A 12,750-nucleotide genomic window follows, 5' to 3' on the forward strand; every position below is an offset into this window, starting at 1 on the left:
CGAATCGGTCGGGGGAGATCGTGGATTCGGATGAGCATTCTCGGGATGGCCGTCGCCGTGGCGGCGGCGTTCTTCATCGGGCTCGGGTTCGTGGCGCAGCAGCACGCGGCGTTCCGCGAGCCGCTGTCGGAGATCCTGCACCCGCGGCTGCTCCTGGACCTGCTGCGCAGCCGGCTGTGGCTGACCGGCATCGCCTCGATGATCATCGGCCAGCTCATCTTCGCGTTCGCGCTGAACATCGCGGACGTCGCCGAGGTCACCCCCGTGCTCACCGTCAACCTGATCTTCGCGCTGCTCGCCGCGCACGTGATCTACCGGGAGCGGCTCGGCCCCCGCGAATGGTGGGGCGCGCTGCTGCTGACCGGCGGCGTCGCGCTGTTCCTCGGGGTGGGGGTGCCGCACGGCGGCGCCCTGCCGGGGGTGCACTCGCCGCGCTGGCTGGCCGGGGCGGCCGTGCTCGCCCTCGTCTGCCTGTGCGCGTTCGGCAGCCTGCACCGCGACCTGCGCGTCCGCGCGATGCTGCTGGCCTGCGGCGCCGGGCTGCTCTACGGGCTCATGGACACCCTGACCCGCAGCGTCCTGCTGGTGAGCGACAACGGCTTCGTCCGCGCCCTGGTGACCTGGCAGCCGTACGCGCTGGTCGCGATGGGCGCGCTCGGGCTGCTGTTCGCGCAGAGCGCGTTCGACGCGGCGCCGCTGCGGATCTCGCTGCCCGCCACCACGGCGGCCGAGCCGCTCACCGGCATCGCGCTCAGCATCGTGATCTTCGGGGAGCGGGTGCGGCTGTCGGTCGGCGACCTCGCCCTGGAGGCGCTCGGGCTCGCCGGGATGGTCGCGGGCATCGTCATCCTCGGCCGGTCGCCGCACCTGGGCAAGCCGGGCGAGCACCCGTCGGCGTCGGCTGACGAGGTGGGATGCCGATGATCCCCGTCATCTTCGGGATCCTCGCCGGGGCCTCGAACGCCCTCGCCTCCGTCCTGCAGCGGCGGGCCGCCAAGACCGCGCCGGAGTCGGACGCGTTCAAGCCCGCGCTCATCCTGGACATGCTGCGCAACCCGCTGTGGCTCGGCGGCATCGGCGCGCTCATCGCCGCGTTCCTGCTGCAGGCGGTGGCGCTGTCGACGGGGGGCATGTCGCTCGTCCAGCCGCTGCTCGCGGTCGAGCTGCCGTTCACGATGGTGCTGATCGGGTGGCTGCCGCCGCGCGGGCTGAAACGGGTGCCGTGGACGGCCGTCGCCCTGCTCACCGTCGGGCTCGGCGCGCTGCTGTTCGCCCTCTCGCCGGACGAGAGCTACCACGTGCCGCACGCCGCCGCGTGGATCATCGCGACGGCCGCCTCGGTCGGCTGCGTCGCCGGGCTCGTCGCGCTGGCATGGGTCATCCGGGGGCCGGTCCGCGCGGTGCTGCTCGGCGTCGGCACCTCGGTGTCGTTCGCGCTGACGGCCGCGTTCATGAACGAGGCCACGCACGACTTCGAGCGCGGCATCCGGGCCGTCGTGACCTCCTGGCAGCTCTACGCCATGGCCGTCGCCGGGCTCGCCAGCGTCTACCTGCTGCAGAACGCGCTGCACAGCGGCACGCTCGTCGCCGTGCAGCCCGCGCTGACCGTGTCCGACCCCGTCGCCAGCATCATCCTCGGGGTCGGGCTGTTCGGCGAGAACGTCCGCGACGGGCCGTGGACGATCGTCCAGGTCATCGGCATGGCGCTGATCCTCCTCGGCAGCGTCGGCATCGCCCGGTCCCCGCTGCTGCACCAGGAGCACGGCGTCACCCCAGCGCGGACCGGATGACCCGCTCGGCCGGGACTGCGTCGAACAGCGCGGCCATCCGGAGCGCCCGGGTGCCGCGCAGCGCCGCGCCGCCGAGCCGGTCGAGCGCGTCGACGAGCTCGGCGGGCGACCGGGCGAAGACGCTCAGGCCGTCCCGCGCCATGGCCTCGGCGCCGTCCCGCCCGTGCCCCGGAATGGGCCGGTAGGAGACCACCGGCAGCCCGCACGCGAACGCCTCCCGGCAGGTCAATCCCGCCGCGTTGTCGACCAGCGCGTAGGCGCCCGCCATCAGCTCGGCCATGTCGTCGCGCCAGCCGAGCGCGGGCACGTCCCGGATCCGCTCGCGCAGCCGCGCGTTCCGCCCGCACAGCACCACGGGCAGGTACCGGCCGGACGCCGCGAGGCCCCGCGCCGTGTCCAGCACCGCCCCGACGCCCCACGCGCCCGCCGAGACCAGCACGATCCGCTCGTCCGGCCCCGCCCCGGCCAGCCGCCGCAGCCGGTCGCCGCCGCCGGGCGGGCGGCGGAACTCCGGCCGGACGACGGGCGCGTGCCCGGTCGCCGGACGGCCGGTCCGCCGCGTCACCGCCCGCGCCGCCCGCTCGTCCGGGCACAGGTAGCGGTCGTTGCCCGCGTGCAGCCACATCCGGTGGACGGCGAAGTCGGTCACGAGGACCAGGGAGGGGACGCCGAGCCGCCCGGTGCCGCGCAGGTGCCCGGCGGCCTGCGCGGCGAGGTGGAACGTCGACACGACCGCGTCCGGCGGCAGCTCCCGGACCCGCCGCTCCAGCCGCGCCGCGATCACCGCCGTCAGCGGGGACGGGCGCGGCGGGCGCCGGGAGGTGAAGAACGCCCGGTAGATCCCGGCGTACGTCCACGGCGCGGACCTGACCATGGCCTCGTACGCGCGCCGCAGCCCGTCCCCGAGCCGCAGCGGGACGAGCTCAAGCACGTCGAGCACCGACGTCTCGACGTCCGCCGACGCCAGCCGGCGCGCCAGTTCCGCCGCGACCGCGTCGTGCCCGGCCCCCATGCCCGCCGTCAGAATTAGGAGTCGCTTGCCCATGACTTGAGCTCCCCCCGGTGACACTTCCCGCATGTCGCGCCGTGCCGTCGCCGCCGCCCTGGCCGCCGTCCTCGCGGGACACGCGCTGCCCGCGGCGACCTGGCTGCGCCCGGTCCGGCGCCTGACCCCCCGCGTCGCCGGGCGCGGCGGGCCCCGCCACGTCGCGCTCACCTTCGACGACGGCCCGGACGCCCGCTCGACGCCCCTCTTCCTGGACGAGCTCGCGCGGCTCGGCTGCCACGCGACGTTCTTCGTCCTCGGCTCGATGCTCCGGCGCGACCCGGCCCTCGGCCGCCGCATCGTCGCGGACGGCCACGAGATCGCCGTCCACGGCTGGCGCCACGGCGGCACGCTCACGGCGCGCCCCGGCCGCGTCCTCGGCGAGGTGCGGCGGACGGTCCGGCTGATCGAGGACGTCTGCGGCGTGTCCCCGTCCTGGTACCGGCCCCCGTACGGCGCGCTCAGCGCCGAGGCGCTCCTCGCCGCCCGCCGCGACGGCCTGCGCCCCGTCCTCTGGACGGCCTGGGGCAGGGACTGGACGGCCGCCGCGACCCCGGAGTCGGTGCTGGCGGCGTTCGCGCCCGGACTCGGCGGCGGCGCGACGCTCCTCCTGCACGACAGCGACGTCACCTCGGCGCCCGGCGCCTGGACGGCGGCGCTGGCGGCGCTGCCCGGCGTCGTCGCGCGGTGCCGCGCCGCCGGGCTGACCGTCGGCCCGCTGCGCGACCACGGGGTGCGTCCCTGACCACCGTCCTGACCACCGTTCCCACAGGGCCCTTCTCCCCGTTCACCCGTCCTCTATGTGGGGATGCGTCCGTTCCTTCTTTTCGGCGCCGCCCGGATTTCCGCGCTTGACCAAACGTTGGCGATCAAGGGTATTTGCGGGTCGGCCTCCGGGGAACCGTGCTGGAAGCCGTCGCCGCAAGGCCGCCGCCGGGCGCCGTGGCGGCCGTCGCTCCTGATGGGAGAGCATCCATGGACACGCCGCCGCCGCCAGCGGGCGCCCCCGGCGAGCCCTCGCGTCCGTCCGCGGAACGGATGCGGGAAGGGCTTCTCGCGATCCCGCGCGGCGTGGCGCAGGTCGATTTCCAGCCGAGCTATTGGACCGGGCTCATCTTCCTCATCGCCCTTTTCGTCGGCGGCTGGGAATTCGGCGCCTTCGGGCTGCTCGGCTGCGTCACGGCCACCCTCACCGCCTGGCTGTTCGGGGTCCCCTGGAATCGCGTCTCGGCGGGTCTCGAAGGGTTCTCCGGGACGCTCGTCGGCGTCGCCCTGGTCCTCTACCTCGGGACGAACTGGGTGACCTTCCTCGTGGTCATCGGCACGGCGATCGGGGCCAGCATGGTCAATTCCGCGCTGGTCGTCCTGCTCAAGCAGTACAACCTCCCGGCCCTCACGGCTCCGTTCTGCGTGGTCACGCTGATGATGCTGATCGCCGCGCCGTCCTTCCACCGGGTGTGGATCCACCATCCGCTCAACCCGCCGCCGTCGGCCGAGCACCCCGGCACGGCGGTCTCCTGGAGCGACGTCTGGCACGGCTTCTTCAACGGGTTCGGGCAGGTGTTCTTCCAGGACAAGTGGTACGTGGGGCTGCTCTTCCTGGTCGGCCTCGCGGTGTCGAGCCGGACGGTCGCGCTGGCGGCGTCCGCGGGGAGCATCATCGGGCTGCTGACGGGCTGGTGGCTCGGCGCGCAGGCGGCCGACCTCGACGCGGGCCTGTACGGCTACAACTCGGTGCTGACCGGGATCGCGCTGGCGGGGACGTTCGTCGTGCTGGGCCCCGCCGCGATCGGCTACGCCGCGATCGGCGCGGCGACCGCCGCGGTGGCGACCCCCGCCATCACCAACACGTTCGGCATTGTCGGCGGCCATGCGCTGACCTGGCCGTTCGTCCTCACCACCTGGATCTTCCTGGCCGCCGTCCCGACCCTGTCCATGCTGCGGCGGGCCCCGTGACCGGGGACCGCGCCGTCCTGGCGGTCGGCGGGCACGAGAGCCTCGCCGCCGGGACGGGCGGGATCCGCGACCCCGGCCGGGGGCTGCGCACCGCCCTCGGCGAGCACGCGCGGGCCGTCGTGGTGCCGATGACGCTCGGACGCGATCCCGGCACCGCGCGGGCCGCCGCGCAGACGCTGGCCTGGGCCGCGCGCGACCGGCGGCCGGGCGACCTGCTGCTCGCCCCGCCGCTCGGCACGGTCACGCATCTCGTCGGGTGGATCCGGGCGGCGGTCGTGCGGGCGGTCCCCGGCGCGGACTTCCGCGGCGCGGTGCTGCTGGTGGCGCGGGCCGCGGACCCGGAGGCCGACGCGGAGCTGTTCAAGGTCGCGCGGCTGGTCAGGCGGTATCTGCCCGTCCGGTGGGTCGAGGTCGCGCTCGCGGGCGGTGACCCGGACGTGGCCGAGGGCGTGGAGCGCTGCCGCCGGCTGGGGGCCGGGGAGGTCGTGCTCGTGCCCGCCTCGCTCGTCCCGCTCCGGCCCTGCTCCCCGGCCGACCGGGCCGCGGGGCCGCTGCTCGGCCGGGCGGCGCTGGCGGCGCTGGTCCGTGAACGCGCGGCCGAGGCGGAGCGCCGGTGGCGGCGCGGCCACGACGACGGCCTCGCTTCAGCGCCGAACCACGGGCACGGTCACGGCCACGGTCACGGGCACGGCGGCGAGGGCGAGCCGCGTCATCACGACGATTTCTCGGAATTCATCGGCATGGAACCAGGGGAGGGGGCCGCACATGGGCGGCTACATGTTCGCGGAGGGTGAGATCGAGTTGAACGCCGGTCAGCGCAGGGAGACGCTGACCGTGCAGAACACCGGTGACCGGGCCGTGCAGATCGGTTCGCACTTCCATTTCTTCGAGGTCAACCGGGCGATGAGCTTCGACCGCGAGAAGAGCTTCGGGATGCGGCTCGACATCCCGGCGGGCACCGCCGTCCGGTTCGAGGCGGGCGACACCAAGGAGGTGCGGCTCGTCGAGTACGGCGGCGGGATGCGGATCGTCGGGTTCGGCGGCCTCCTCGACGGGAGCATCCGCTCCTCGTCCGCGCGGAAGAAGGCGCTCCACCGGCTGCACGTGCGGGGGTACAAGGACACCGGGGCGCACGGTGGATCGTCCGGCGGGCACTGACCCGCTGGGGCCGCTGCTGGCGCAGCTGCAGCTCACCGACTCGGCGTTCCCGAGCGGCCTGTACACGCTGTCGCACGGGCTGGAGGGCCACTTCCAGCTCCGCGCCGTCCGCGCCGACGGCCTCGGCGACCTGGTCCGCGACCTGGTCCGGGCGGCGGGCACCGCCGACGCGGCGGCGCTGGCGCTCGCGCACCGCGCGGTGTCGGCGGGCGACTGGGACGCGCTGGTCGCGGCCGACCGCAGGCTCCACGCGATCAAGCTCAACCGGGAGCAGCGGACGGCGTCCGTCCGCACCGGGCGGCAGGTCCTGGACACGGCGGGCCCCGCGTTCGACTCGGCCCCGGCGGCCCGGCTGGCCCGGCTCGTCGCGGCCGGCGAGACGCCGGGCAACCACGCGGTCGTCGTCGGCGCCGTGCACGCGGGGCTCGGGGTTCCCGTCCGGGACGCCGTGGCCGGCGACCTGTACGCGTTCGCGGCGAGCTGCGCCACGGCGGCGGTGCGGCTCGGCCGGATCGACTTCCGGCGGGCGCAGGCGCTGCTGCGGGAGGTCCGGCCGGAGCTGGTCGCGGCGGCGGACGCGGCGCTGGCCGCCCGCGACCCGTGGGACCTGCACGCCTCGGTCCCGGCGGCGGACGCCGTCGCGGCCCTGCACGAACGGGCGGAGGCGCGCCTGTTCGTCACCTGACCCGCACGCGACCGATCGACGTCCGGAGGGACGACATGGAACTGGAAGAGGTGTACAAGGTCGGTGTCGGCGGCCCGGTGGGGTCCGGCAAGACCGCCCTCATCGAGGCGCTGGTGCCGCTCCTGATCGAGCGGGGGCACCGCCCCGGCGTCATCACCAACGACATCTACACGCAGGAGGACGCCGAGCACGTCCGCCGCACCCTGGCCGGGACGCTGGACGCCGACCGGGTCGTCGGCGTGGAGACGGGCTCCTGCCCGCACACGGCCGTCCGGGACGACCCGACGATGAACCTCGCGGCGGCGGCCGACCTGCTCGACCGCTTCCCCGACATCGACGTCCTGCTGTTCGAGAGCGGCGGCGACAACCTGACGCTCACGTTCAGCCCGGTCCTGGCCGACCTGTACGTGTTCGTCCTGGACACGGCCGAGGGGGAGAAGATGCCGCGCAAGCGCGGCCCCGGCACCACCGACTCCGACCTCCTCGTCATCAACAAGATCGACATCGCCCGGTACGTGCGCACCGACCTGTCGGTGATGGAGCGCGACGCCCGCGCGGTGCGGGGCTCGAAACCCGTCATCCTGACCGACTGCCTCACCGGGACCGGCGTCCCCGAGGTCGCCGACCTCGTCCTGGAGCGCAGGGAGGCGATGTGCTCACCGGCGGGGTGACCGCGGCGGTGGTGTCCGCGGACCCGGCCGGGCCGGGGCGGCCCGACCGGATGAGCGCGGCCTACTGCGCCCCGGAGCGGATCCCGTTCGCCGTGGCCCGGCACGCGGCCGTCCCCGACACCCTGCCCGTCGGCACGCCCGGCAAGGTCGGCGTCCTGGAACTCGGGTTCGAGTTGCTCGGCGGGCGGACCGAGCTGACCCGCCGGTTCCAGAAGGCGCCGCTGCACATCGCCCGCCCCCTGTTCGTGGACCCCGCGCTGCCCGACATGCCGTACGTGATGTTCCTGACGTCCGGCGGCGGGGTGCTGCAGGGCGACCGCTACCGCATCGCGCTGGAGTGCGGGCGGGGGACGTCGGCGCACTTCACGACCCAGACCGCCACGCGGCTCTACCGGATGGAACACGACTACGCCACCCAGGTGGTCGAGCTGGACGCCGGGCCCGACAGCTACGTCGAGTACCTGCCCGCGACCACGATCCCGTTCCGGGACTCGCGGTTCTACCAGCACATGCGCGTCACCGTCGGGGACCGCGCGACCGTCGTCCTCGGCGAGAGGCTGATGGCGGGACGCCTCGCCCGCGGCGAACGCCACGCCTACGCCGCCTACTGCACGGACCTGGAGGTCCGGGACGGGCGGGGCCGCCCGCTGTTCGCCGACCCGCTCCGGCTCGTGCCCGGCGAACGGCCGGTGACCGGGCCCGCCGTGCTGGACGACTTCGGGGTCATGGCCACCCTCTACGTCGTCACCGGGGCCGCGCCCGCGGGCGTCGTCGCCGACGCCATGCACGCGGCGATCGCCGCCACCGGGCTGCGCGGCGGCGCGAGCGTCCTGCCGGACGACCGCGGGGCGTGGGCGCGGATCCTCGGCGACCGGTCGCCGGAGGTCGACGCGGCCTTCGTCCGGACGTGGGACGCGGTGCGCCGCCTGCTCCTCCACGTGCCCGCGCCGGAGTACCCCGCGGGCCGGTGATCCGCCCGGCCGGTCACGGGCGCGGCGGCGCGGCGAGCGCGCCGACCAGGTCGTCGACGTCGGCGACGAGGCCGTCGAGGATCCGCCGGGCGGCGGCGAGGCCGCGCACCGCCCGGTCCGGAGGCTCGCGCTCCGCGCCGCGGCGGCGGGCCTCCCGGGCGAGCCGGTCGTCCAGGTCGTCCAGCAGTTCACTCACGTCGAACCGCCCCGGCGGCGGGCCGCCGGGCGCGGCGGCGTTCTCGACGGCGTCGGCCGCCCGGTCGAGGACGCGCGCGACGGGGCTCCGCGAGCCGAAGGCCACGCCGGTGATGTCCGCCACCGCGATGAGGCGGTCGCGGATGCGCCCGCAGGCCCGGACGACCGTCGTCAGCCGTTCGATCCGCTCGGGGTCGTGGTCCGGCTCGTTCTCCATCCGGTCCCGCAGGTCCGCGAGGCCGTCGATGGCCTTCCGGGTCGCGGTGAGCGGGCCGTCCGGCAGCCGGGACGTCTCGCCCTCGGCCACCGCCGCCGCGGCCCGGGCCAGCTCCGCGCACGCGGACAGGAGGTCGTCCACCCGCCCGGGGACCTCCCGCGCGGCCTGCCGCGGCCACAGCACCCGCGTCCCCACCAGGGCGATCGCGCCGCCCGCCGCGATGAGCAGGATGCGCCGCAGCGCGATGGACCAGTTCGCCAGGAAGCTGAGGTCCATCAGCATGAGGCTCAGCGGGGTGACGAAGACGTTCCAGTACGTGTAGCCGAGCGGCCGCAGGGTGAACGCCACGACCGCGAACAGCGTCATCGCGAGCGCGGCGTGCGGACGGCCGGGCGTCAGCGCCAGCACCACCGCCGCGATCAGGCAGCCCACGGCGCTGCCGGCGACCCGCTGGCCGACGCGCGACATCGTCTCCCCGTACGTGGCGTGCAGGGTGACCAGGACGGTCATCGCCATCCACTGCCCGTGCCGGATCCGGAACGCGGTGGAGACCGACATCGCGAGCGCGACCATCAGGGAGACGCGCACGGCCTGCTGGAACAGCGCCGACCGGTGCCGGACCTCGGCGGCGGCCTCCGCCGCCCGCGCCACCGGGCGCACGCGGACGGCGGGCGCGGGCAGCGCCGGGTCGTCGAGCGCGCCCCGGGCCGACTCCAGCGCGCTTTGCAGCCGGTCGACGCTCCGGGTGATCCCGTCGGTGATCGCCGCGTTCAGCAGGCCGTCCTTGTCGTCTCCGGCGGCCCGCCAGACCTCCTCGGCCCGGTCGGGCGGCATCGGCGGGGCCGTTCCGCCGGCGGGCGGGCGCGTCCCCGCCAGTCCGGCGGACAGCCGCCGGGCCTCGGCCGCGAGCGCGCCGATCGCCGCCACCGTCTCCGACCGCCAGGCAGCGGGCACGGACGCGGGCAGTGCTCCACCGGCGGTCAGCGCCCGTATCCGCGCCTCCAGGCCGACCGTCCGGTGGATCATCCGCCGGAACCCGTCGAGGAGCCGCCGCGGCCGGGCGTTCGGCGTCTCCGGCTGCCCGCTCAGGTAGAGGCTGTAGGTGGTGGCGGCCTTCCGCATGGCGGCCGCCGCCTCCTTGCGCCGGGCCTCCCAGTCGGCGGCGCCGGTCCCGGGGGAGCGCAGTTCGGCCGCCGCCGCGTCCAGCATCGCGGCGACCGCGTCGGCCACCGCCCCGAGCGCGCCGCCCAGCGGGCGCAGCCGCCGGAACGGCCAGGGGCTCAGCAGGATCACGGCGACCCACAGCCCGCCGAGGGCCATGAACGCCATGTTCTCCAGCGGGTGCGCGGGAGGCGGGCGGACCGCGGTGAACAGGACGGCGAACTCCGGGACCGGCTTCACCTGGCCCAGCAGCACCGCGCCCGCGACGATCGCGGCGAGCGCGACGACGACCGTCCAGGGGAAGGGGGCGAGCAGCCCGCCGAGCCCCCCGCCCAGGGCGACGACCACGATGAACTCGGCCATGGACCGGGCCCGCGCCCCGTAGGGGCCGGTGGGCGCGGCCACGGCGATCAGGTAGGCCCCGATGGCGGCGAGCGTCCCCCGGTCCGGCCGTCCGCTCAGCAGGCCGAGCAGCAGGGGCAGGCCGACGCCGAGCCCGGCCGCGAGGCCGTGGAACGGCGCTGCGCGGCGCGCGGCCCGGCCCAGCCGCTCCCGCATCGCCCGCCGGGCCGACTCGGCGGAAAGCGGCGCTGTCGTGATCATTGATGAGTCATGGCGCGCTCTTGGCTTTCCCGCGCGGGGGAACGGAGATCAGGCTAACAGCCGTCTTCCGGCCGACCCGCGCCTAGAAATCACCGGGCCGTTCCCATCAGGGGCCGTATGCCGCTTTTGGTCGTCTCGTCAATGTCCGTCGAAAGGATCGCCGATGAATCTCACACCACGGGAGATGGACCGACTGGTCATATTCACCGTAGCGCAGATGGCCCTCAAGCGCCGCGACCGCGGCCTGAAGCTGAACTACAGCGAGTCGGTGGCGCTGATCACGCACGAGATCGTGGAGGCCGCCCGCGACGGCAAGTCCGTCGCCGACTGCATGGAGCTGGGCAAACAGGTCCTCGGGCCGGACAAGGTGCTGCCCGGCGTCCGGGAGATGCTGCCGCTGCTCCAGGTCGAGGCCGTCTTCAAGGACGGCACCAAACTGGTCTCCTGCCACGACCCGATCGGGGCGAGTTAGCCGCGCCTTCCCGGCCGCCCGCCGCCGCGTCGCGAGGCCCGCCGGGGCGATGAACGAACGAAATGAAATTCGTCAGGAAGGTGAACCCGAATGACCTCCATCAGCCGCCAGAAATATGCGTCCATGTACGGCCCGACGGTGGGGGATCGTTTCCACCTGGGGGACACCAATCTCATCGTCGAAGTGGAGAAGGACCACAGCGAAGGGCATTACGGCGACGAATCCCAGTACGGCGGCGGGAAGACCGCCCGGGACGGCATGGCGAGCGACCCCGCGTCGACCAGCACGGTGGCCTTGGACGTGGTGATCACCAACGCCGTCGTCATGGACCCGATGATCGGCATCGTCAAGGGCGACATCGGCATCAAGGACGGCCGGATCGTCGGGATCGGCAAGTCCGGCAACCCGCACACCCAGAACGGGGTGGACCGGCGCCTCATCATCAGCGCGGACACCGAGGTGATCTCCGGGGAGAACCTCGTCGCCACCCCCGGCGCGATCGACACCCACGTCCACTTCCTCGCGCCGGAGCAGGCGCAGCACGCGCTGAGCAACGGGATCACCACCCTGGTCGGCGGCGGCACCGGCCCCGCCGACGGCACCCGCGGCACCACCTGCACGCCCGGCCCGTGGAACCTCGCCCGCATCCTCCAGGCGTACGAGGACATCCCCATCAACGTCGCGGTGTACGGCAAGGGCAACAGCAGCCTTCCCGCGCCGCTGGAGGAGCAGATCCGCGCCGGGGCGGCGGGGCTGAAGGTCCACGAGGACTGGGGGACGACCCCCGCCGTCATCGACACGTCCCTGTCGGTCGCCGACGTCTACGACATCCAGATCGCCATCCACACCGACACGCTGAACGAGGCGGGCTTCGTCGAGGACACCATCAACACGATCAACGGCCGCTCCATCCACACCTACCACTCCGAGGGCGCGGGCGGCGGGCACGCCCCCGACATCCTCCGGATCACCGGGGAGCCGAACGTCCTGCCCGCCTCCACCAACCCGACGCTGCCCTACACGGCCGACTCGGTCGACGAGCTCCTCGACATGACGATGGTCTGCCACCACCTCAGCTACGACGTGCCCGAGGACGTGGCGTTCGCCGACAGCCGGGTCCGCGCCGAGACGATCTCCGGCGAGACCGTGCTGCACGACCTCGGGATCATCAGCATCATCGGGTCGGACTCCCAGGCGATGGGACGGGTCGGCGAGTCGGTCACCCGCGCCTTCCAGATCGCCCACCACAACAAGGACAAGCGGGGCGCCCTCCCGGAGGACTCGTCCCGCAACGACAACTTCCGCGTCCTGCGCTACCTGGCGAAGCTCACGATCAACCCGGCGCGGGCGAGCGGCATGGCGGACGAGATCGGCTCGCTGGAGGACGGCAAGCTCGCCGACGTGGTGCTGTGGCAGCCGCACTCCTTCGGCGCCAAGCCCTTCATGGTGATCAAGGGCGGCCTGATCAGCTGGTACCAGATGGGCGACCCGAACGCGTCCCTGCCGACGCCGCAGCCCGTCTACTACCGGCCCACGTTCGGCGCGCACGCGTCCGCGCTGTCGAGCACGTGCGTGACGTTCATGTCCCAGGCCGGGATCGAGGCCGGGGTGCCCGAGCGGCTCGGCCTGCGGCGGCTCATCAGGCCGATCCGCCAGTGCCGGACGGTCGACAAGCGCCACATGGTGCGCAACTCGACGCTCGCCGAGATCACGGTCGACCCGGAGACCTACAAGGTCTCGGTGGACGGCGAGCCGGCCCACATCGAACCGGCCACGGAACTCCCGCTCAACCGCCTGTTCTTCCTCACCTGACCACCCGGCTCGCC

13 protein-coding genes are annotated in these 12,750 nt (G+C 74.3%); 11 read left to right on the forward strand and 2 right to left on the reverse strand.

The window, feature by feature from the left end:
• Window positions 1–30: 30 nt before the first annotated feature.
• Both ACH01S_RS19385 and ACH01S_RS19390 read left to right on the forward strand, forming a co-directional pair.
• Complete coding sequence (locus ACH01S_RS19385; protein WP_067893158.1) at window positions 31–924, forward strand: DMT family transporter; 894 nt, start codon at window positions 31–33, stop codon at window positions 922–924.
• Complete coding sequence (locus tag ACH01S_RS19390) at window positions 921–1,790, forward strand: DMT family transporter (RefSeq protein ID WP_067893242.1); 870 nt, start codon at window positions 921–923, stop codon at window positions 1,788–1,790. Before ACH01S_RS19385 ends, ACH01S_RS19390 begins: the two co-directional genes overlap by 4 nt.
• On the opposite strand, the gene ACH01S_RS19395 is transcribed toward ACH01S_RS19390, so the two are convergent.
• Entirely contained in the window at window positions 1,768–2,835 is a 1,068-nt protein-coding gene (locus ACH01S_RS19395) for an MGDG synthase family glycosyltransferase (protein WP_067893160.1), read from the reverse strand. The genes ACH01S_RS19390 and ACH01S_RS19395 overlap by 23 nt on opposite strands.
• Window positions 2,836–2,866: 31 nt before the next feature.
• Here ACH01S_RS19395 and ACH01S_RS19400 point away from each other — a divergent pair, with 31 nt between their 5' ends.
• The 7 genes from ACH01S_RS19400 (at window position 2,867) to ACH01S_RS19430 (ending at window position 8,276) form a co-directional block, all read left to right on the forward strand.
• Window positions 2,867–3,580, forward strand: a complete 714-nt coding sequence (locus tag ACH01S_RS19400; RefSeq protein ID WP_067893162.1) for a polysaccharide deacetylase family protein — start codon at window positions 2,867–2,869, stop codon at window positions 3,578–3,580.
• A gap of 293 nt (window positions 3,581–3,873) precedes the next feature.
• Entirely contained in the window at window positions 3,874–4,791 is a 918-nt protein-coding gene (locus ACH01S_RS19405; protein ID WP_067893243.1) for an urea transporter, read from the forward strand.
• Entirely contained in the window at window positions 4,788–5,585 is a 798-nt protein-coding gene (locus tag ACH01S_RS19410; RefSeq protein WP_067893164.1) for a CbiX/SirB N-terminal domain-containing protein, read from the forward strand. Before ACH01S_RS19405 ends, ACH01S_RS19410 begins: the two co-directional genes overlap by 4 nt.
• Window positions 5,557–5,949: an urease subunit beta gene (gene ureB / locus ACH01S_RS46665; protein ID WP_067893166.1), complete on the forward strand. Its 393-nt coding sequence runs from the start codon at window positions 5,557–5,559 to the stop codon at window positions 5,947–5,949. The genes ACH01S_RS19410 and ureB overlap by 29 nt, the downstream gene beginning before the upstream one ends.
• On the forward strand, window positions 5,927–6,634 hold the full coding sequence (locus tag ACH01S_RS19420) for an urease accessory protein UreF (RefSeq protein WP_083980878.1): 708 nt from the start codon (window positions 5,927–5,929) through the stop codon (window positions 6,632–6,634). Before ureB ends, ACH01S_RS19420 begins: the two co-directional genes overlap by 23 nt.
• A gap of 35 nt (window positions 6,635–6,669) precedes the next feature.
• Window positions 6,670–7,305 carry an urease accessory protein UreG gene (ureG, locus tag ACH01S_RS19425; protein WP_067893168.1) on the forward strand — a complete coding sequence of 212 codons (636 nt, stop codon included), beginning with the start codon at window positions 6,670–6,672 and terminating at the stop codon, window positions 7,303–7,305.
• The gene (locus ACH01S_RS19430) at window positions 7,287–8,276 is read left to right on the forward strand and encodes an urease accessory protein UreD (protein ID WP_246237013.1); all 990 of its coding nucleotides are present in this window, start codon (window positions 7,287–7,289) and stop codon (window positions 8,274–8,276) included. Before ureG ends, ACH01S_RS19430 begins: the two co-directional genes overlap by 19 nt.
• 13 nt (window positions 8,277–8,289) lie before the next feature.
• Here the strand turns inward: ACH01S_RS19430 and ACH01S_RS19435 are convergent, their stop codons facing one another.
• Complete coding sequence (locus tag ACH01S_RS19435) at window positions 8,290–10,452, reverse strand: FUSC family protein (RefSeq protein ID WP_067893170.1); 2,163 nt, start codon at window positions 10,450–10,452, stop codon at window positions 8,290–8,292.
• Window positions 10,453–10,615: 163 nt separating this feature from the next.
• Here ACH01S_RS19435 and ACH01S_RS19440 point away from each other — a divergent pair, with 163 nt between their 5' ends.
• Both ACH01S_RS19440 and ureC read left to right on the forward strand, forming a co-directional pair.
• Window positions 10,616–10,924 (forward strand): urease subunit gamma, encoded by a 309-nt coding sequence (locus ACH01S_RS19440; protein ID WP_067893172.1) that lies wholly within the window; start codon window positions 10,616–10,618, stop codon window positions 10,922–10,924.
• 90 nt (window positions 10,925–11,014) lie between these two features.
• The gene (gene ureC, locus ACH01S_RS19445; RefSeq protein ID WP_067893174.1) at window positions 11,015–12,736 is read left to right on the forward strand and encodes an urease subunit alpha; all 1,722 of its coding nucleotides are present in this window, start codon (window positions 11,015–11,017) and stop codon (window positions 12,734–12,736) included.
• Window positions 12,737–12,750: the final 14 nt, after the last annotated feature.

Origin of the sequence: Actinomadura chibensis NBRC 106107, assembly GCF_001552135.1 — a bacterium.
GTDB lineage: Bacteria > Actinomycetota > Actinomycetes > Streptosporangiales > Streptosporangiaceae > Spirillospora > Spirillospora chibensis.

What these genes read in the sequence shown, in the direction of transcription:
- ACH01S_RS19385 (WP_067893158.1), top strand. Translation starts at nt 31, where the DNA reads ATGAGCATTCTCGGGATGGCCGTCGCCGTGGCGGCGGCGTTCTTCATC.
- ACH01S_RS19390 (WP_067893242.1), top strand. Translation starts at nt 921, where the DNA reads ATGATCCCCGTCATCTTCGGGATCCTCGCCGGGGCCTCGAACGCCCTC.
- ACH01S_RS19395 (WP_067893160.1), bottom strand. Translation starts at nt 2,835, where the DNA reads ATGGGCAAGCGACTCCTAATTCTGACGGCGGGCATGGGGGCCGGGCAC.
- ACH01S_RS19400 (WP_067893162.1), top strand. Translation starts at nt 2,867, where the DNA reads ATGTCGCGCCGTGCCGTCGCCGCCGCCCTGGCCGCCGTCCTCGCGGGA.
- ACH01S_RS19405 (WP_067893243.1), top strand. Translation starts at nt 3,874, where the DNA reads ATGCGGGAAGGGCTTCTCGCGATCCCGCGCGGCGTGGCGCAGGTCGAT.
- ureB (WP_067893166.1), top strand. Translation starts at nt 5,557, where the DNA reads ATGGGCGGCTACATGTTCGCGGAGGGTGAGATCGAGTTGAACGCCGGT.
- ureG (WP_067893168.1), top strand. Translation starts at nt 6,670, where the DNA reads ATGGAACTGGAAGAGGTGTACAAGGTCGGTGTCGGCGGCCCGGTGGGG.
- ACH01S_RS19435 (WP_067893170.1), bottom strand. Translation starts at nt 10,452, where the DNA reads ATGATCACGACAGCGCCGCTTTCCGCCGAGTCGGCCCGGCGGGCGATG.
- ACH01S_RS19440 (WP_067893172.1), top strand. Translation starts at nt 10,616, where the DNA reads ATGAATCTCACACCACGGGAGATGGACCGACTGGTCATATTCACCGTA.
- ureC (WP_067893174.1), top strand. Translation starts at nt 11,015, where the DNA reads ATGACCTCCATCAGCCGCCAGAAATATGCGTCCATGTACGGCCCGACG.